16 protein-coding genes are annotated in these 20,711 nt (G+C 45.3%); 14 read left to right on the top strand and 2 right to left on the bottom strand.

Going from position 1 to position 20,711, the window contains the following annotated elements; genetic code table 11:
* Positions 1–12: 12 nt before the first annotated feature.
* The 3 genes from sps_RS07855 (at position 13) to bioD (ending at position 3,025) form a co-directional block, all read left to right on the top strand.
* Complete coding sequence (locus sps_RS07855; RefSeq protein ID WP_077752028.1) at positions 13–1,179, top strand: aminotransferase class I/II-fold pyridoxal phosphate-dependent enzyme; 1,167 nt, start codon at positions 13–15, stop codon at positions 1,177–1,179.
* 108 nt (positions 1,180–1,287) lie between these two features.
* Positions 1,288–2,076, top strand: coding sequence for a methyltransferase domain-containing protein (locus sps_RS07850; protein WP_077752027.1), 789 nt, complete (start codon positions 1,288–1,290; stop codon positions 2,074–2,076).
* Between the two features lie 253 nt (positions 2,077–2,329).
* Complete coding sequence (gene bioD / locus sps_RS07845; protein WP_077752026.1) at positions 2,330–3,025, top strand: dethiobiotin synthase; 696 nt, start codon at positions 2,330–2,332, stop codon at positions 3,023–3,025.
* Between the two features lie 120 nt (positions 3,026–3,145).
* Here the strand turns inward: bioD and sps_RS07840 are convergent, their stop codons facing one another.
* Together sps_RS07840 and sps_RS07835 are read right to left on the bottom strand one after the other, a co-directional pair.
* Positions 3,146–5,284, bottom strand: coding sequence for a M3 family metallopeptidase (locus sps_RS07840; RefSeq protein WP_077752025.1), 2,139 nt, complete (start codon positions 5,282–5,284; stop codon positions 3,146–3,148).
* Between the two features lie 436 nt (positions 5,285–5,720).
* Positions 5,721–6,776, bottom strand: coding sequence for a tripartite tricarboxylate transporter substrate-binding protein (locus tag sps_RS07835; RefSeq protein ID WP_077752024.1), 1,056 nt, complete (start codon positions 6,774–6,776; stop codon positions 5,721–5,723).
* Positions 6,777–7,217: 441 nt separating this feature from the next.
* Between sps_RS07835 and htpX the strand changes: the two genes are divergently transcribed.
* The 11 genes from htpX to sps_RS28770 all read left to right on the top strand — a co-directional run bounded on the left by htpX (position 7,218) and on the right by sps_RS28770 (position 20,677).
* Positions 7,218–8,078 (top strand): protease HtpX, encoded by an 861-nt coding sequence (gene htpX, locus sps_RS07830; protein WP_077752023.1) that lies wholly within the window; start codon positions 7,218–7,220, stop codon positions 8,076–8,078.
* Positions 8,079–8,728: 650 nt separating this feature from the next.
* The gene (gene cctA / locus sps_RS07825; protein ID WP_077755593.1) at positions 8,729–9,073 is read left to right on the top strand and encodes a tetraheme c-type cytochrome CctA; all 345 of its coding nucleotides are present in this window, start codon (positions 8,729–8,731) and stop codon (positions 9,071–9,073) included.
* Positions 9,074–9,283: 210 nt separating this feature from the next.
* A complete protein-coding gene (locus tag sps_RS07820) occupies positions 9,284–10,156 on the top strand; it encodes an MYG1 family protein (protein WP_077752022.1) in 873 nt (290 codons plus the stop codon).
* A gap of 757 nt (positions 10,157–10,913) precedes the next feature.
* Positions 10,914–11,780 carry a uroporphyrinogen-III C-methyltransferase gene (gene cobA / locus sps_RS07815; protein WP_077752021.1) on the top strand — a complete coding sequence of 289 codons (867 nt, stop codon included), beginning with the start codon at positions 10,914–10,916 and terminating at the stop codon, positions 11,778–11,780.
* A gap of 27 nt (positions 11,781–11,807) precedes the next feature.
* On the top strand, positions 11,808–13,010 hold the full coding sequence (locus tag sps_RS07810; protein ID WP_237158025.1) for a glycosyl transferase: 1,203 nt from the start codon (positions 11,808–11,810) through the stop codon (positions 13,008–13,010).
* Positions 13,007–13,546 carry an ANTAR domain-containing response regulator gene (locus sps_RS07805; RefSeq protein WP_077752020.1) on the top strand — a complete coding sequence of 180 codons (540 nt, stop codon included), beginning with the start codon at positions 13,007–13,009 and terminating at the stop codon, positions 13,544–13,546. Before sps_RS07810 ends, sps_RS07805 begins: the two co-directional genes overlap by 4 nt.
* A gap of 266 nt (positions 13,547–13,812) precedes the next feature.
* Positions 13,813–16,452, top strand: a complete 2,640-nt coding sequence (gene nirB, locus sps_RS07800; RefSeq protein ID WP_077752019.1) for a nitrite reductase large subunit NirB — start codon at positions 13,813–13,815, stop codon at positions 16,450–16,452.
* Between the two features lie 27 nt (positions 16,453–16,479).
* A complete protein-coding gene (gene nirD, locus sps_RS07795; protein WP_077752018.1) occupies positions 16,480–16,827 on the top strand; it encodes a nitrite reductase small subunit NirD in 348 nt (115 codons plus the stop codon).
* 13 nt (positions 16,828–16,840) lie between these two features.
* A complete protein-coding gene (locus tag sps_RS07790; protein WP_418346722.1) occupies positions 16,841–18,310 on the top strand; it encodes a NarK family nitrate/nitrite MFS transporter in 1,470 nt (489 codons plus the stop codon).
* A 13-nt stretch (positions 18,311–18,323) separates the two neighbouring features.
* Complete coding sequence (locus sps_RS07785; RefSeq protein ID WP_237158024.1) at positions 18,324–20,261, top strand: bifunctional protein-serine/threonine kinase/phosphatase; 1,938 nt, start codon at positions 18,324–18,326, stop codon at positions 20,259–20,261.
* Positions 20,262–20,464: 203 nt separating this feature from the next.
* Positions 20,465–20,677 (top strand): hypothetical protein, encoded by a 213-nt coding sequence (locus tag sps_RS28770; protein WP_237158023.1) that lies wholly within the window; start codon positions 20,465–20,467, stop codon positions 20,675–20,677.
* Positions 20,678–20,711 lie beyond the last annotated feature (34 nt).

Genomic DNA, 20,711 nt, shown 5'->3' with positions numbered 1-20,711 from the left:
TGAGCAAGTGCTATGAGCACTGCTCTGCTTGATAAGATTGAAAAGACTCAGGCCCAACTTGAACGCCAAGGCTTGCTGCGGCGCAGGCATGCTATCTCTGCAAGCTTACCTGATGAGCCAAATATTGAACTGCCAGACCAATTATCCTTCAGGCTAAAGGGTAAGCATTACCTGAATTTTAGCAGTAACGACTATCTTGGTTTATCTCGCTCGAAAGCGCTAATCGATGCCATGTGTCATGCCAGTAAACAATACGGTGTCGGCAGTGGATCTTCACCTTTAGTGACGGGTTACAGCCAGGCTCATTTAGCATTGGAGCAGAGGCTCTGCAAGATCACTGGGCACGAGGCGGCCTTGTTATTTTGCTCGGGTTTCAGTGCTAATATGGCATTGATGAAGACCCTGTTCGACTCAAGCGATACTGTGATGGCAGATAAGCTGATGCATGCTTCTGTCATCGATGGTTTAAGAGACTGCCAGGTTCAGTTGAAGCGATTCTTGCACAATGATGTCGCGAGCGCCCAGCGCATAATGAACAAACAAGTCCCCACGGCCTTGATCACCGAAAGTATTTTTAGCATGGACGGTGATATAGCACCGCTCTTATCATTGTCTAGGCTCTGTAAGCAGAATAATGTCAGTATGATTGTCGATGATGCCCATGGTTTTGGGGTACAAACGCCGCCATTAGTCGATGCTAAGATTGCCGATATACAGGTGGTGACCTTTGGTAAGGCTTTAGGCTGTCAAGGCGCGGCTATCTTAGCCAGTCAACAGGTGGTCGATTTTCTGGTCTCCAATGCCAGAGAGTATATCTACTCGACCGCCATCTCACCGGTGAATGCTTGTGTTGCTTTAGCGGCGGTAGATTTAATTGATACGGATCTTTCTCTGGTTCATAGACTCATCGATAACATCAGTTATTTTAGGCAGCAATGTGAGCATGCTGGCATTAAATTATCCGATTCCTCCACGGCAATTCAGCCTCTAGTGCTAGGTGATATTGACACCACACTACTTGTTGCCGATAGGCTCAAGGAGCTAGGGCTTTGGGTCGGGGCCATTCGGCCTCCTACTGTGCCTAAAGGCTCTGCGCGACTGCGAATGACTATCACGGCTATGCATACGCGTGATGATATCGACAGATTAGTGGATGGATTGAGCACAACGTTAGCTTAATATTAAACATCTATGCTCATATTAAATATGATGTCAGATGCCAGTAGTTAACACCTGTAATTGAAATAAGTAGTGAACATCAGTCGTAATATGAAGGAGCCCGAAGTAGTGAACAAAAGGGTAGCACAAAGCGTTAATGATCAAACTGTTGCTCAACGATTTTCGGCAGCGGCCAAGCATTACCACGAACACGATAGAGTTCAGAAACTCTCCTGCATACAGCTTTTCGAGTCAATGGACCCTGGCAGGGTCTTGTTAGACATAGGTGCAGGCCCTGGGACTGATTTCAGTCAGTTTGAATCAGTCAAGCAGGTGATAGCATTAGATATCGCTCAAGGCATGCTCGAGCAGGTGAAGCTAGATTTTCCCAACTATCAAACGGTCTGCGCCAATGCCGAATTAATTCCTCTGCCTGATAACACCATAGACAGTGCCTATTCTAATCTAGCTTTACAGTGGTGCGGCGATCTTTCCAGTAGCTTAAACGAGACGGCTCGGGTACTCAAATCCGGGGGCGAGTATCATTTGGCGATTGTTACCCAAGACAGCTTACTTGAGCTTTCAGAGTTAGGTTTTAGGGTGAATGCATTCAGGTCGATGGAGGAGATCCTGAGTCATTTTGATCGGGAACTGTGGCAAATTATGTCGTTTGAGACGACGGCTATTAGCGTTTATTTTGCCGATCTGAAGTCGTTACTCTATTCCATTAAAGGTGTTGGAGCCTCTATTCATGCCAATGCTAATAACAAGCCAAGCCATGGGATCCGCGGCAGAGGCGATTGGAAAAAGTTATTGGCAATAGCAGAACTAAGCCGAACTCCCCAAGGGCTTCCGCTGACTTATCAAATTGCTACTATTTCAGCTAAGAAACGAATACCAATTGAAATAAGTATGTAATCAATTCAGAGTGCCACAGGGCTTTCAATTCAAGACGCATTGATGAGGAAATGGTTACTCCCTTTTAAATCAATACAAAGCAGAAGTGGAAATCCTGAGTCGCTCACATCGTGCGGGCTTCAAAGCACTTTATGCTGCGTTTGTGGCTCTAGATATAGAATAACTATTAGCTTCAACCCCCAGCCTTGCCTACAGCGCTTTGAACTCCCGCTGAATGGTCAGATAATTATTGCAACTGGTATAAGGTTAACCCATGAATTATTTCGTCACAGGTACAGACACAGATAGCGGTAAAACCTTAGTCACATCGGCGCTCTTGTATAAAATGGGACAAAGCCAAGCTTATGGCCGCACCTTAGGGCTTAAGCCTGTAGCCTCGGGTTGTGAGCAGACTGAGCTTGGATTGAGAAATTGTGATGCATTGGCGCTTATTGAGCAGTCCAGTATCGCGTTGGAATATGAATTGGTTAATCCCCTCTCGTTTTTACCTGCGATTGCGCCGCATATTGCAGCGTCACAGGCTGGAGTCGACATTAGTCCCGGTACAATACAGGCTAAAATACAGCAAAGCTTAGTTGCTGCTGAACTCAATGAGACTGATGTTTGCCTCATCGAAGGTGCGGGAGGCTGGCGTCTGCCTCTGGGGGAGGGACAATTTCTTTCTGAAGTTGTACAGGACATAAATATGCCGGTGATTTTAGTGGTGGGAGTGAAGCTAGGCTGTTTAAATCACGCAGTACTGACACATGAAGCCATCATAGCCGATGGGCTAACCGTTGCGGGTTGGGTCGCTAATATCGTGGAGCCTCAGACCAGCTGCCTGGATGAAAACCTTGCCAGTTTGCATCAGCTCATGCCTTCTCCTTGTTTAGGCATGGTGCCTTATCTTAGTGAGGTTTCAGCTAAAGCTGCTGCTGAACACCTGAGCCTGACAGCTTTGCTTGCATAGAAGGTTTTGGTTCCATAGAAGCTCCTGATTGCTAGTTCTGCTTAGGTTTTGTCTTAATCTAATACCCCTTATATTAGCCCTGAATTTCATCAGGGCTAATAATTCACACTGGCTGGTCTGTTAGTCCTTCAACCCCCTGCGCTTGAGTAGGGCGTCAGTGGTCGGTTTATTCCCCCTGAAATGCATATAATCTCCCATCAAATCTTGGCTATTTCCCTTGGATAAGATGGCTTCGCGGTATTTGTTACCATTTTCTAGAGTCAAGCCGCCCGTTGTATCCATGTAGGAGAAGGCGTCGGCAGCCAACACTTCCGTCCACAGGTAGGCATAGTAACCAGCCGAATATCCGCCGCCGAAACTGTGGCTGAAATAGCTGGTCTTGTATCTGGGGGGCACTGGCGCGTAGTCTATACCGTGTTTGGCTAATACTTTATGTTCAAATTCTTCAACATTATCGATACGCGTGCCGGGTGCTATTGAGTGCCACTCCATATCTAAGATAGCGGCGGCAAGATATTCTGTGGTGTCATGGCCCTGATTAAACTTGTGGGACTTAAGGATCTTGTTTAACAGCTTGGCTGGGATGGGCTCACCGGTCTGATAGTGCTTGGCATAGTGGGCGATCACCTCAGGGTTGATGTCCCAGTCTTCGTTAAACTGAGAGGGGAACTCGACGAAGTCTCGAGCCGTAGCGGTTCCTGCGATACTGGGGTACTTCACTTCGGAGAATAGGCCATGAACAGCGTGACCAAACTCATGGAACATGGTGGTGACCTCATCGAAGGTCATCAGAGTTGGTTTACCTGCTGCGGGTTTAGGGATATTCAGTGCGTTGTACACCACAGGATGAGTACCTAATAGTCCAGATTGTGTGACAAATTCATCCATCCAGGCGCCGCCATTCTTACCTGGACGCGCATAGGGGTCGAGATAGAAGAGGCCGATAGAGCTACCGTCTTTGTTAAACACTTCGAATGCCATTACGTCTTCCTGCCACACGGGAAGGTCTGTACGGGGCTTGATGTCTATGCCGTAGAGTCGATTCATGGCGTAGAATAGCCCATCTTTCAATACCCGGTTAAACTCGAAGTAAGGCTTAATCTGGCTTTCATCAAGGCTGTACTTCTGCTGACGGACCTTTTCGGCATAAAAAGCCCAGTCCCAAGGTTGCAGCTCAAAACTGACCCCCTCTCTGGCCATTTCATTACGTATGTCATTAGCTTCAATTTCAGCCTTGGCGACGGCCTTAGGCACAAGATCATCGAGAATATCGAACACTGCATCGGGGGTCTTGGCCATCTGATCGGCAACGGTATAAGCAGCCCATGTCGGATAACCAAGCAGTGCAGCTTTCTCAGCCCGCAGCGTTGCAAGCTTTACGGCTAAGGGACCATTAGTATCCATGGCTCGGTTTGCGGATGCCTCCCATATCCTCTGGCGAAGCTCGCGGTTGTTCAAATTGGCAAGTATGGGCTGTCTGGTGGTATTAACCAGGGTTATCATATAACCCTCTCTGCCAGTGGATTTAGCGGCTGCGGCGAGTGAGGCAATTTCATCGGCGGATAAACCGCTAAGTTGGTTCTTATCGGTGACGAGAATCACATCATTTTTAAACGACTTTAAAACATTTTGCGAGAAGTCGGCGCCGGTTTTGGCCAGAGATGTATTGATGTCTCGTATCTTAGCTTGATCTCCCACAGAGAGCTTGGCTCCTGCACGCAGGAAATTGTTGTAATAGAGTTCGGTAAGGCGCTTCTGCTCACCTTTTAGTGTGTCTTTATCTTGGTAAATTATTTCGATACGGGCAAATAGGTCTCGATTGAGATAGATATTATCCTGATGGGCCGTTAGTTCAGGCAGTACTGTGTTCTGGATCTGTATCATCTCATCATCGGATATTAGGCCTGAAAGGTTGAAAAACATGCGAGATACGCGGTTTAGCAGTGTGCCGGAAGTTTCCATCGCCGCGACGGTATTATCGAAGCTAGCCGGGGCCGGGTTATTGATGATCTTAGTGATATCTTTATCATCTTGAGCCATTCCCAAACGAAATGCAGGTAGATAATCAGCGGTGGTTATTTTATCGAATTGTGGTGCCTGATCCTGCAATGGACTGGGATGCAGTAGCACGTTGTCGGCATTTTGTTGAGTGGTCATATCTGCCTTTATTTGAGTTTGCGGCGTATCGCCAGATTGAGCGGAACATCCACCCAACACAAATACCATACCTATTGCGATTGTTATTAAATTTCTGCGCATGTGAAATCTCTTCTTATATTGTTGGTTGACCAGTTTTTTTTATTTGATTGGTAAGTTCAGGTCTTAACTTTTGTTGCTTCAACACACTAACAAGGTTGAACTCTGCTGCACAATGTTAAACTTTATCCTGGCTTAACTTGCTGTCATTTATGTTTGATAAATCTTGATTGACTGGGTTTACATTGTGTAGGTTTATTGTTTTTATTGTGTTTTATCTTGGTTGTTTTTTGTGAGGGTTGTGATTGGTGAGCGCGCTAACACTTGAATACATCAGACCCTTAACACTTTCTCTTAGCCTGGGTTATTGTTTCAGTTGTAAAGATTATGATCGCCTGTTAAGGGGCTTATGGCATTTCTCTGCTGAGGTTAATTTTTATTCATCTTCGATGGGAGTTAAGGTAACTTATCTTGGTCTGTGCAATTTACGAGCTGGGTATTACTCAATTCCCAGATTCGTCAGAGCCTGATTCAACATCTTTTCTTGCTCGAATAGAAATAAACGCATTTTATCACCCTGTAAGAACAGCTCCTGCCAAGCTTGGTCATCGCGGGTTTTCGTCCAGAGTGTCGTTTGATTGAGTTCATAGAGTAAGTTTCTGAAGTAATATACTCTATCAGCTGAGATTGTTGATGAGGCAAAGAAGCCTCGCCAGTTAGCGAATTTGACGTCGAAACCTTGCTCTTTGAAGGTCGGTACATTGGGGAAGTTAGTGAGTCTATGCTCACTGGTAACACCCAATATTTTTATTTCTTTGTTACGATAGGCCTCCATAACCTCTCCAATACCACTGACCAGTGCTACTCCTACACCACGGCTTAATTGCAACATGGCATCTCCGCCACCATCTGTGGGAACGTAGCGAAGTTTAGCTATGGGTAAGTTTCCGGCTTGCGCAATGAGAGCAAATGTTACGTGATCTAAGCTGCCTAGTGATGAACCGCCTAAGATGGGGTTACGTACGGGAGAAATAGTGATGGCTCGGATGAGGTCATCGACTGAATTTAATTGAGAATCAATTGGAACAACCAAGGCCTGGTATTCGGCAATGAGTATGCTAATGGGGATAATATCTCTATAACCCAAATCAATCACTCCGGTTAGATGACGTAATAGCAGCGGAGTGGATTGAACCATCAGGGTATTCGCATGTTTTTTGGGATGATTGACAAGGTCTATCAATGCGCGTCCACCTCCTGCACCGATAAAATTTTCGAAGTACACACGTTCGACAAGCCCTGTAGACAGCAGTGCCTTTCCGGTTTCTCTGGCCGTCGTATCCCAGCCTCCACCTTGGCTACCTGGGATGAGAAAATGTATGTACTGGATATTGGTTTGTTTGGCCTCCGATTGAACATCTGTATTGGCATAGCTTAAATGAGAGCCGGTCAGTAAGAGGCTGATAACTGTGATGACTAATAAATATTGGCTAATAAAGGTATTGAGGATGTAAAAGCTGCTTATCCCTGGATGCCCTTGTGAGCATACTTTCAAAGAGTGATATCTAAGATGTAAGTCGCTTAATGGATAAATAGTTGGCAATTTGAGTCCACTTATTTGTTGATACGGCAAAATTGGCTTATAAGAAAGTGTAGTTTGCTATTCGTTATTCGGTCTTTATCGCCACCATTTTTGAGTGCTTCATTGGAGTCTGTGTATCTAATTAACCAAGTTTAATGCTTATTGTCAGCCGCATTTAAGCTAGCCGCCGAGTTTTAAGCTTTGCTTAATGTAAGCCTCCTAGACTGCATCTTCTTTACTATGGAAGGTCAATAGATCTTAGTATTTTGCGAGTTTAAAGTGAGTCCGAATTGAGTTGAATCTGCTTAGATGTACAATTTTTTACTTTTCTCCCCTTGAATTCTCGCCATTCGGACATATTATGTCTTTAGAACGCAACATCAGGTACTCAAGTACCCAACAGGAGCTTATTTTATGCGTATTTTTTTATTGATTGCGACCAATATGGCAATCTTACTCGTAGCCTCAATTGTGATGTCACTACTGGGTGTTAATACATCTACCATGGGCGGCTTACTCGTTTTTGCCGCTATTTTCGGTTTTGGCGGTGCATTTCTTAGTTTAGCCATCTCTAAGTGGATGGCTAAAAAGACCATGGGCTGTGAAGTCATCACCACACCTCGTGACAACACGGAGCGTTGGTTAGTCGAGACTGTGGCTCGCCAAGCTGAGCAAGCTGGTATAAAGATGCCGGAAGTGGCTATCTATCAGTCAGAAGAACTTAACGCTTTTGCGACAGGGCCAAGTAAAGATAATGCCCTTGTTGCAGTGAGTAGTGGTCTGCTTTATGGCATGAGCCAAGATGAAATTGAAGGTGTATTGGCCCACGAAGTGAGTCATGTGGCCAACGGCGACATGGTGACATTGACACTGATTCAAGGTGTGGTTAACACCTTTGTTATCTTTGCTGCCCGTGTCGTTGCCGGTATCATCAATAACTTCGTTGCTAGCAATGATGAAGAGGGTGAAGGCTTGGGTATGTTCGCCTATATGGGCGTAGTATTCGTCCTCGACATGCTTTTCGGTATTCTTGCCTCTATGATCGTGGCTTACTTCTCGCGTATTCGTGAGTTTAAGGCTGACGAAGGTGCAGCTAAACTAGCAGGTAAAGAGAAGATGATTGCCGCCCTTGAGCGCCTACGCCAGGGACCCGCGACAGGTGCTATGCCTGCGCAGATGTCAGCATTAGGCATTAACGGTAAGAAGTCTATGTCAGAACTGATGATGAGCCATCCACCACTAGAGAAGCGTATCGCAGCACTACGTGCTAGCTAATCACGAGTTAGTCATCATGATGAACAAAACGGGAGCCTAGGCTCCCGTTTCTACGTCTGGAACGTTTATGCCAATTTTCTAGGGATGGCAAAAAATTGGCTTTGTGTCAGGACTTCTGATAACTAAAGAGTTATGCGTTGGTCTATAAAGAAAGCCATGGGTGCTTGATGTTGCGGCTCTCTACATTCCTTGTCATTTTTACTTTCTATGTCGCTTTCACTCTTACCGAGATGTTAACTACACTTATGTCATCGGAATATTGGAACTGCACTTCAAGCATTAAGTCGCTTATGCATAGAAACGCCTAAATAATAATGAATATCATTACTGTGGTTTTATGAGGTTTTTCTGCATAGTTATTAAGTCTTTTTACTGAATTTTAACTTTAATAAAATCACTGGACATATGTCTTTTTACATAAGAAATATGTGATAAGCCTCACTATATGACTGAATTCAGTACATAAGTAACAGCATAATTTGATTAAGCGCACAGTTTCAAGTTTGGTTTGACGATATTCTCACTTCAAGACAAGTTGCGTATTTGCAGTTCCTTAGCTACTTTATGCAATGTCGTGCTAAGACTATTGAGAGCAAGATGGGGTTAACTAATAAAACTTCACTATGCTGTCATTATAAGAGGATATGATTGTGAGCAAAAAAATACTAAGTGCATTATTCGGTGCAGCTTTGGCAGCGTTAGCTTTATCACCTATTGCTATAGCTGAGCCACAAGAACTTGCAGAAATGCATGTAGAGATGGATGGCTGTGAAGCGTGTCACGCAGATGGTGAGCCTTCTGCAGATGGCGCATATGAGTTTGAACAGTGCCAAAGCTGTCACGGTACGCTAGATGAGATGGATGCTGTACACCAACCACATGAAGGTAATCTAATGTGTGCCGATTGTCATGCTCCCCATGATATGAATGTCGGTGACAAGCCAACATGTGATAGCTGTCATGATGACGGACGCACACCAGAGTCTGTTCTATAACAGGTTTATTCGTTGACAGACATTGAAGCAATGGGAGCCTAGGCTCCCATTTTTACGTTTGGATAATTCTTAAGACTTCGTTATACCAACTGTGCCGTGCTGGATAACGATAATCAGTTATTATCGACTGGTAATATAGAGTCCATTCTATAATCTGTGGTAAAATTTTTACCTGCAGCTTCTTAATTTCTTCCTAAAATGATAAAACTGATGAATGATATAACGATAGTCACCCACGACGGTAATTTTCATGCCGATGATGTTTTCAGTATCGCAGCACTTAAATGTGTTTTCCCGGCTTTTAATCTCGTACGAACACGTAATGCTGACATTATTGCTAAAGCAGATGTCGTGCTTGATGTTGGTGGAGAGTATGATCCGGATGCAGGCCGCTTTGATCATCATCAACGCGGTGGAGCAGGTGAGCGTGAGGATGGTATCCCGTATTCATCTTTTGGCTTAATCTGGAAAAAATTTGGCTTAGAAATTTGCCTAGGTGATCAAGAGTTAGCGGCATCAGTAGATGCTGGCTTAGTATCGACCATCGATGCTATTGATTGTGGCCATGTTACAGGTGTTGCTACAGGTATTAGCCTGAGTCACACCATTTCCATGTTTAACCCAACTTGGCAAGAAGAGGGCGACTTTGATGCTAGTTTTAACGAAGCGGTAGACTTTGCATCACGGGTTTTAGCACGTTTTATTGCTTCGGCTAACGGTGGTATTAGCGCAAAAATGATTGTGGCTAAAGCGATTGATGATGCTGAAGATCCAAGAGTGATTGTATTGGAAAAATATACACCTTGGAAAAGAACTGTCCACGCCTTATCTGAAACGGCTTTATATGTTGTTTATCCATCTCAGTCTGGTCAGTGGAGAATTCAAACCGTACCTGAAGAGCTTGGGTCATTTGAAGATAGAAAGTCACTACCCAAGTCTTGGGCAGGATTAAACGGTACAGCGCTTCAAGAAGTAACTGGTCTAGATGATGCAATGTTTTGCCATAACGGTTTGTTCATTGCCGGTGCAGAATCGTTTACAAGTACCATGAAGATGGCAAGCATTGCACTCGCTGAGCAGTAAATAAACCTGACTGTTTGCAGCTACTAAAGTAAGAAAAATTTTGAGGTTAGCCTTTATAAAGCTAGGGGCTAACCTTTAAGACACTAAATAAGACACTAAATAAGACACTAAATAAGACACTAAATAAGACACTAAATAAGACACTAAATAAGACACTAAATAAAGTGTTTTAGCCTCTCAACACACCTCTATCATCAGTATAAACAACGCAATACTCTCGGCTACTTTTGTCTTTACTCTATAGCAAGCCATTGAGGATTAATACCATTCCGAGTAAGAATCTGATCATTCAGCGGGAGTTCAAAGCGCTGTAGGCAAGGCGGATGTTTGAAGCTAATAGTTATTCTATATCGAGAACATTCAACGTAGCATAAAGGGCTTTGAAACCCGTACTGCGTGAGACTCTCAGCGTTACTACTGTGTTGCATTGACTTAAAAGGGAGTAACCATTTTCTCGTCAATGCGCCTTGAATTGAAAAAACTGAGAGTCTCTGAACTGACCAGATATTTATATGGAATGGTATAGTTGTGCCAATCAGTTTCAGTCCCCCCTTTCCTTTACTCACCCTGCGTGTGATCAGTGAGCCCCATATTGGTGCAATTTCTTATTCTTTCTACCTATTGATTGCACTTTCTTTGCTCATTTTATCAAAAAGTAATACCTGAAAATATTTTTATTATTAATTATCAATAAGTTGAATGTTGGCGTGTTGGTTGCAATCTTATATTTATCGCGAACATAAGTGGGTGAGATGAGATGGAAAGTGCCGATATTATTGAATTGAAACATAGCAACAATGTAAACCTCGGGGATATCTCACCCTCGCACAGAGTGGCGATTGTTGGGTCTGGTTGCGGTGATGCTGAGCTACTAACGCTTAAAGCCGCTCGTCTTATCTCTGCTGCTGATGCAATCATTTATGACAGCTTGGTCAGTGAAGACATTCTTGAACTGGCATCGAAGGAGTGTGAGATGCACTTTGCCGGCAAGCGGTGTGGTATGCCAAGTGCCAAGCAAGATGATATCAATCAATTGTTGGTGATTTGTGCGAAGCGTGGACTCAAGGTCGTACGATTAAAAGGCGGTGACCCCAATGTATTTGGCCGTGGTTGTGAAGAGGCACTTTTTCTCGCAAAAAATGGTATTGCCAGTCATTTTGTTCCCGGAGTGACAGCTGCGCTTGGCTGCGCAGCCAGTGCAGGTATTCCTTTAACTCATAGAGGCGTAGCTAGGTCGGTAACTATGGTGACAGGTACTGTGGTGGAAGGGGCATCTAAAAACGGTGTTCATTGGCAAGCACTAATATCGATTAAATCTACGTTAGTGTTTTATATGGGCAAAGAGCAGGCTTCTCAAATTGCTCATAGTTTATTAAGTGCAGGTGCCAATATTGAATTGCCTATGGTGTTTATCAGCAGCGGGGCTCGCTGTGAGCAAAAACTTACTTTTGCCGAGTTAGGAACTATGACCGAAGTGGCCAAGCAGCTTGAGGTGTCGGGGCCTACCTTGATGATTGTCGGTGAAGTCGTCAATGTCGGGCAAGAGTTAGCAGAGCTGCTCTGTCAGTTTGAACCACACAAAAATGATATTTTTACTGACAAAGTTTTATTTGAGTCAGCTTAAGAGCGGGTTGAATAGGTATAACAATAAATGGCTGCGAACTCTATGAGCAAAGAATATCAAGCATTAGTAAAAGCATTAGGGCGTGGAGAGAGGGGGTCTCGCTCTTTAACCTTAACGGAATCTCACTTTCTCATTCGTGGTTTCTCTCAAGGTGTGGGCACTAAGACTCAGCTCGCTGCGGCATTAATGTTGATGCGAGTCAGGGGAGAAACCTGTGAGGAAGTTGCGGGCGCGGCCTTAGGACTCAAGTCAACAATCAGTGAACAATGGTCAAATCTGGATGTGAGTATAGATTGGCCTTGTTATGCAGGAAAAAGAGAATTATTACCTTGGCTATTACTGGCCGCCAAGGTGCTTGCTAGCCAAGGTGAGCGGGTATTGCTCCATGGAGATCCGAGATCACTCAGTCATAGAAACCACATTGCCGATCATGTTGAGGGACTAAATATTCCCAAAGCGAGCAACCCTGAAGAGGCTCAGTTGGCATTGGATGCCGTGGGGATCTGTTATGTTGATGCCGATAGTTTATCGCCCTTAGTAGCGCAATTTCGTGAATTACATCAAGAGTTAGGTTTACGAAGTTTGTTTCAGGTAGCCATTCGCTGCACTAATCCTGCAAATGCGCCTGTTAGCCTGCGCAGTTATTTTCATCCTGGGCTGGATAAGATGCACATTAAGGTTGCCAAGTTGATGGCTCAGACGTATTTAGATACTCGCCACTTGGATAATTCTTTTCATGGCTCTTCCCATGATAAGCCTGATAGCGGCTTTGATACTAAGACCGATAGCACAGAGGTAAATCATGCCGAGCAGGCTTTCGCACTTATGGGGAAGGTCGGTATTTTTAAAGGGGTTCAGGGAGAGACTGAAATTAATCCTAGGATCTCCACCGAGCTAACCATCACATCACGGGCTAACAGCCAAGTGATTCATCTTCCTACCCGACTCGAGGCTTTTGTTGGCATGAATACCTTGTCATCAGAGCTTGCACTGTCGTCGCCGCAAGCTTGCTTGGTACTGAGTCAGATTTGGGACCAAGGCGAGACGAGTGATCATCAAAGTGGAATTCATTCAAAGTTATCGGCTTCGGTCCTAACATTAGCTAAGCTCAGACAGGTTGCCGAGGCGAGTGTGATTAGTACATTATCGGCAGTTTATCTACTACAAGGTAAGTATGGAAATGTATCTGCAGCTGAATATTCAGCCGATCAGGCCTGGAGAATGAGATGACTATTTATACCTGTTTTACAGATCAAGCTGATGAGTTTCATATCAATGATACTCACTGGCAAGTTACTAGCTTAACTAAGTTACAGGATATAGAACGAGTAGCTCTTTGCGATGAACAAGACCTTCTCGTTTATGTTTGCACAGAGATAATTGACGTCGATCTTCAGTTATTGTTACGTATTATGAAATTCGCGCCTATTCCTGTAATAGTCAATGCCAAGTACTGGCAGAAACAAGATCTGACGAGAATACTCGAATGTGGCAGGGTGACATTTGTCCCAGGTGAGTTTGAATCCGGCAGACTAGATCAGATCATAGAACTGGCAAGACTAAGGTTCAGCCTGGCTAATGAGCAACGGCAGAAGCTTGTGCAATTAGAGTCATCATTAGAGGCGCAAAAGTTGTTGGCCAAGGTGAAGTCGAGACTGCAGCAAAATGGCTTGAGTGAGTCTCAAGCTCATAAACTCCTGCAAAAACAGGCGATGGACAGTGGGATTTCCGTTGAGCAGTTAGTTCATCAATTGCCGGTAAGTTAAGCATTTCAATTCCGCCCAAAATGGTGCAGAAGCGCCTTGGTTGTGCGCTCATTCATTTCCATTATTACCAATAACTTTTAAAAATCCTATAAAAATCAACAGATTGAATGTGGCTGTTTATTGGCATAATCACTGCACTAATAAGCTATAAGACAATAAGTAAAATGAAAATTCGGATCTTATCGGCAATGGCGCCATGTTCTCATTTGAGAGCATGGCGCCTTTTTGTTAGATCCGCTGGTTCAAAAAGAGATGGGGAGTGTGTTATGGGTTGTGCAAAAACAGATTTGGAGCGTAAGCCTAGGTTACTCGTAGTGGGTAACGGCATGGTTGGCCATCATTTTATAGAGCAGCTTTGCGATCAAGGGCTCAATGAACACTTTCAAATAGAGGTATTTGGCAGTGAACAGCTGGCAGCCTATGACAGAGTACAGCTGTCTAAATATTTTGAGACGGGCAACGCCGATAGCTTAATGCTGGCAAATATCGATACCTATGCCAAACAGGGAGTGACGTTGCACTTAGGTAAAGAGGTGACCGGGCTCGATACCGAGAACAAATGCCTGCATACCCAAGATGGTGATTTTTGGTTTTATGACAAACTCATGTTGGCCACGGGGTCTTACCCCTTCGTTCCACCTATTGAGGGTAAAGACAGGCCCCAGTGTATGGTGTATCGCACCATTGAAGATCTGCAGCAGATACAGCAAGCGGCTGAGAAATCCACATCCGGGGTGGTGATAGGTGGTGGCTTATTGGGATTAGAAGCAGCCAATGCCTTATTAACCTTAGGCTTAGAGACTCATGTTGTTGAGTTTGCATCTCAGCTTATGCCCGTACAGCTCAATGATAAGGCGGGTGAGCTTCTTTGTGACAAGATTGAACAACTAGGCGTGTCTGTGCATACCAGCAAGGCGACTTCGGCTATTGTCGCGGGTGAATCGGCGCTTCACCGCATGAATTTCAATGATGATACTTATCTAGAAACCGACATGATTGTTTTCTCAGCCGGTATTCGTCCCCAGGATAGCCTAGCCAGACAAAGTGGTATAGAAGTGGGTGACCGTGGTGGTATTGTCATAAATGATCACTGTTTAACATCGGCTGATGATGTTTATGCCATAGGTGAGTGTGCCCTATGGCAGCAGAGAATATTCGGGCTTGTCGCGCCGGGTTATCAGATGGCGCGGGCGGCGGTCTCCCATCTTAAAGCCAGTGCTAACAAAACTGGCACATCTTCGAGTCTGGTTAAGTTCGAAGGTGCCGATATGAGCACTAAGCTTAAGTTGCTTGGGGTGGACGTCGCTTCAATCGGTGAGAGTCGTGGCTTTGACAAGGCGCAATTTGTCGAGCTGACCGATAATCAAGCCGGTACCTATAAGAAGCTATGGTTAGATGAATCAGGTCGTTACCTGAAAGGTGCCGTCCTTGTGGGGGATGCCAGTGATTACAGCTTGCTGCTTAATCAATACCTGTCTGGTGATGAACTTGAAGGCCCAGCTATCGACTTACTGCAGCAGGAGGAGGGCGCTGGCTTCGAGATGAAAGATGACGCGATTATCTGTTCCTGTCACCAGGTGACTAAAGCTGACATAGTCGCGAGCGTTCAGGCCGGCTCCCATAGTCTGGCCGAAATTAAAGGCTGTACTAAAGCGGCGTCAGGCTGTGGTGGTTGTAGTGCCTTGGTCCAGAGTGTGATCACTCAGACCATGGAAGAGCAAGGATTAGAGACTCAGAAGGGGATCTGCTGTCATTTTGAATACGACAGGCAGGAATTGTTTCATCTCTGCCAGGTTGAAGAAATTGGTGATTTTACTACCCTGATTAACACCCATGGCAAGGGAGAAGCCGCATCGGTAGGCCTTGGTTGTGATATCTGTAAACCTGTCGCCGCTTCAATATTTGCCACCTTGGATAATGAGTATGTACTCAATATCCAACATGCCAACCTGCAAGATACCAACGATGCATACTTAGGGAACCTTCAGAAAGATGGCTCTTACTCTGTGGTACCTCGTATCGCCGGCGGTGAAATTACCCCGGATAAGTTAATCGCCTTGGGCGAGATTGCTAAGCGTCATGATCTCTACACCAAGATCACCGGTGGTCAGCGTATCGATCTCTTTGGGGCTCAGCTCTCTGAACTGCCGATGATCTGGCAAGAGTTAATTGAACAGGGGTTCGAGACAGGCCATGCCTATGGTAAGTCCTTAAGAACGGTTAAGTCCTGTGTCGGCAGCACTTGGTGCCGCTATGGCGTACAAGATTCAATCGGGTTAGCGATAGATTTGGAGAATCGCTATAAGGGACTTCGTGCTCCGCACAAGATTAAGTTTGCTGTTTCGGGTTGTACTCGAGAATGCGCCGAGGCCCAGAGTAAAGATATCGGTGTGATAGCCAGCGATAAGGGGTGGAACTTGTTTGTGGGTGGCAACGGCGGCATGCGTCCTCGTCATGGCGATCTGTTTGCAACCGACCTATCTACGACTGATTTAGTGACTTATATCGATCGAATCTTGATTTTCTACGCTAAGACCGCAGCCCGTTTACAGCGTACTTCAGTGTGGCTCGAGTCCTTAGAAGGCGGTTTGGATTACCTTAAATCTGTGGTCATCGATGATTGTCTGGGAGTGGCCAATGAACTGGAGTCTCAGATGGAAAAAGTGATCTCGACTTATCAGTGTGAGTGGCGCACCAGCCTCGAGAGTCCGGAATTTCTATCTCGTTTCAGCGAGTTCGTTAACCCTGAAAAAATGCCTGATGTCGATGTCGAGCAGTACCGTTATAGCCGAGGTCAAAAATTCCCCGCGGGTGCTATTGGCAACATTGCCATCACGAATCTGCCTGTAGAGGCAATAACAAGTGACGTATCTGATGTTGAAGAAATAGTTGAACTAGATAAGTAAGGCCATTGGCTTAAAGGAGTGAAAAGTATGAATTGGGTCAATATTTGTGAAGAAACAGCACTGCCTGGCTTTGGTGGAGTCGCCGCTTGGTTTGAGAACAAAGCCATTGCCATTTTTAACTTAGGTGAGGGAGGATTATTTGCTCTGGATAATATCGATCCGGCCACTGGCGTGAGTGTGCTGTCCAGAGGGCTTATCTGTGATCTCGAAGGGGGTATTTTTGTCGCATCGCCTCTGCATAAACAACATTACAGTTTGCGCGATGGCTCCTGTATCGAAGATGAGTCGTTAAGTGTTGAGGTTTACCAGATCAAGTGCGAAAACGGGAAAGTACTCGTGAAAAGCGCCTATGACAGTGCTGATAATAATTCATAGTAATAAGGCGGTAATGATGAGTTCTGATAAATTTAATATTTTTTCCTTCTCAGGAAAAATGAAAATCATGCACCTCAGCTGGATGGCTTTTTTCGTCAGCTTTATGGTCTGGTTTAATGCCGCGCCCCTGATGGGGGTGATAGCCCAAAGTCTGGGGTTGACCAATGAACAGATTAAGACACTGCTGATCCTCAATGTGGCGCTGACCATTCCAGCGAGGATCATTATAGGCATGGTGACGGATAAATTTGGCCCTAGATTGACCTATTCGGCATTGCTGATCTTGTGTAGTTTTCCCTGTTTTATGTTCGCACTCGGGGAAACATTCGAGCAGTTAGCCCTGGCGCGTTTTCTACTTGGCTTTATCGGCGCAGGCTTTGTTATTGGTATTCGGATGGTGAGCGAATGGTTTCCGGCGAAAGAGCTCGGTACGGCTGAAGGCATCTATGGTGGTTGGGGCAATTTTGGCTCGGCTGCCGCCGCGTTTACTTTACCAGTTATTGCCATCGCTTTTGGTGGAGATAATGGCTGGAGATACGCCATTGGGTTAACGGGGGTGATGAGCTTTGTGTTCGCCTTTATCTACTACTTCAATGTGTCTGATACGCCTAAGGGATCGACTTACTTTAAGCCCAAGAAAGCGGGTGCCCTGGAAGTGACAAGCAAAGGAGATTTAGCCTTGCTTATCCTGATGAAGTTGCCCATGTATGCCACCTTAGCATTACTCGGCTGGAAATTATCACCATCCGGTGTCAGCATGTTCACGCAAATGGAAGTCTATGGTATTTATGCCATCTTGGTATGTGTGTTAATGGTCGACTTGTATCAAACCTATCAGGTGAACAAGCATATCTTCTCGGGGCCTGTGCCCGAGTTTGAGCGTTATCCCTTTAAGCAGGTTGCGGTATTAAATGTACTGTATTTCTCTACATTTGGTTCCGAGCTCGCCGTGGTTTCTATGTTGCCGCTGTATTTTGCAGAAACCTTCGAGCTAGGATTGGCTCAGGCGGGCATGTTGGCGTCTAGCTATGCCTTTATGAATCTAGTTTCGAGGCCCGGCGGTGGCTGGATAAGTGACCGATTCGGTCGTAAGCCGACCCTGATGATTTTGACTACAGGCTTAGCACTGGGTTACCTTGGTATGGCACAAATAACCTCTGATTGGGCATTACCTTTAGCTGTGATTATGGTGATGACTTGTTCTTTCTTTGTCCAAGGTGGTGAAGGGGCGGTTTTTGCTGCCGTTCCCTTGATTAAGCGACGTTTAACAGGCCAGATTGCCGGTATGACCGGAGCCTATGGAAATGTAGGGGCCGTATTTTTTCTAACCGTTTACTCTATGGTATCTACGCAATTTTTCTTCTATGTTATCGCTGCCAGTGCTGTGTTAGGTCTTGTGAGTCTGCTATTTCTCACTGAACCTAAAGGGCATATTGCCGAGGTGAACGAGGACGGTGAAGTGACCTTAATCAGTGTTAATTAACCAGGTAAAAAAGATGTCAGTATCGGGCGCAGCGTCATTGAATAAGAGTCTGGTGAAAGATGATTTAACATCTACACCTGAGATCGTTGTAGGTGAGGAGCTTACTTTAGGTGTAGGTTTAGCTGTAGAACAGCCTCTAAATGAGGAGCTTCCTTTGAGTGGGGAGCTTGAGATTGGGGCGGGCCAGTTCTCTGCTCAAGGGGCTAAATCTACCTATGAAGATGCCATTGGTATACGGATCCCCGATGGTCTGATGTTGACAACTAAGGGCGCCGTGTCAGTCATTTGTGATGGCGTCAGCGCCGCAGAAGAGGCTGAGAAAGCTAGCGGAATAAGCATCAGCAATTTTATTGCAGATTACTATTCGACGCCGGATACCTGGAGCGTGGAGAAATCCAGCTCTCAAGTACTCACCGCGCTGAATCGTTGGCTCTATGGTCTGGGTCAGGATTATCGAGAGGCCCAGCGGGGTTACGTATGCACCTTCACTGCCCTCATCTTTAAATCCTGCAGTGCTCACCTGCTTCATGTCGGTGACTCCAGAGCCTATCGGTTTAGCGCCGGTAAGCTTGAGCGTCTGAGTCGAGATCATGTGACTGTACTTGGCAGAGACAAGCGCTATCTAGCTAGGGCATTAGGTTTAGATGTGAAACTGGATGTGGATTATCGCAAGATCGAGTTAAAGCGAGGCGATCTCTATCTGTTGACGACAGACGGAGTCCATGATGTTATCAGCGATCAAGACCTGACTGTTAAATTGTCTGAGTTTATGTCTACTTCAAGTTATAAACCAGAGTCTAAAGCAGATTCTAAACCAGAACTTAATCCAAGCTTTAAGCAAGAGTCAGACGTCTCAATCGATCATGATGAGTTTTGTCGCCTCTTATGTGCTCAGGCAATTGATGCTGGCAGTCTGGATAACGTCAGTTGTCAGCTGCTATCCATAGACACATTACCTAAATTAAATATCGACGATCTCTATCAGAGGCTATCTAAGTTGCCTTTTCCTCCGCCACTGTCTGAAGGAATGAGGCTAGACGGCTATCTGATAGAAGAGATTTTACACCAGAGTCAGCGAAGTCAGGTATATCTGGCATCGGATGCAGATGGCAATAAACGTTGCATCAAGACGCCCTCGGTTAATTATCTCGATGATGCAGCCTATATCGAACGTTTCATGCTCGAGAGCTGGATTGGACACAGGATAAACAGTCCGAATGTGGTGAGGTTATTAGACCGAGACCGAGCGAAAAGTGCACTTTACTACGTCACTGAGCACCTTAACGGACTGTCATTGAGTACCTGGATCACTCGTAACCCTAAGGCGTCGGTGCAGGAGGTCTTGCCGCTGCTAAAACAGATCGAATCCGGGGTGAGGGCGTTTCACCGCAAGGAGACTATACACCAAGATCTTAAACCCGATAATATTTTGCTGACTTATGAGGGCCAGATTAAACTCATCGATTTTGGCTCCTGTCATATTAAGGGAATAGCCGAGATTGCCACGCCGCTTCAACGAGATAGTATCTTAGGTACCGCTGACTATTCCGCTCCCGAGAGTGTCTTAGGTTACCGGGTAACCAACAAAGCCGACTTGTTTTCCATGGCGGTTATCACCTTCGAGATGCTCACAGGTCAATTACCCTTTAAAGGCAAGTTGGCACAGTGTCGCACCAAACTGGATTACCTCAAACTGGCTTACATCCCGAGCTATGAGCTCAATCCACTGATCCCCCTATGGATGGACCCCCCATTAAAGAAAGCCTTAAGTTTTGATCCCGCGAGTCGTCAGGTCGATACCAGTGAGCTACTATATGAACTCAATCAACCTTTGGCGAATTGGGACAAACCGGAAGTAGGGCGCTCACTGCTAGAGAGGGACCCGGTGAGATTCTGGCAAGGTGTCTCGGTATTATTTGGCTTGAGTACTTTGCTGTTACTGCTAAGCTAAGTAACTCCTTCTTTAGCAAGTTCCTTTTTTGAATTTGCTTCACGTTTAATTGTTTAACCTTGATATAAATACCTTATTGCTATAGCTTAATTTACCTACTTGAGGTGAATAATCACAGGTAATGAAGTTGTGGCTTACAGGAGACTTAGCCATAGTTAGGTGCCTCAGATTGATATGAGCCTCAGCACTCTAGGAGTTGTAACATGAGATGGATTTTATCCGCAGTAGTCTTATTGCTCACGTCGGCCTGCTCCAGTTATTCTGATCCAAATCATCCTGTTAAACCTGATTTCCCACAAACAAACCAACAACTTTTTTCGGACAAAATTGCTCAGGTTCCTTCTTTAGAGAGTTTGATTTCATTAAGGCCTGCACAGAACCAAGACATCCAGAAGTTTGTGAGCCGTGAGGGATAGCTGAACTGCCGAAAAATAAGCAAGTGTCTGAGTA

Source organism: Shewanella psychrophila (assembly GCF_002005305.1).
GTDB classification, from domain to species: Bacteria; Pseudomonadota; Gammaproteobacteria; order Enterobacterales; family Shewanellaceae; genus Shewanella; species Shewanella psychrophila.
The sequence above is the reverse complement of the archived record's forward strand: the minus strand, read 5'-3'. Positions and strand labels throughout refer to the sequence as shown.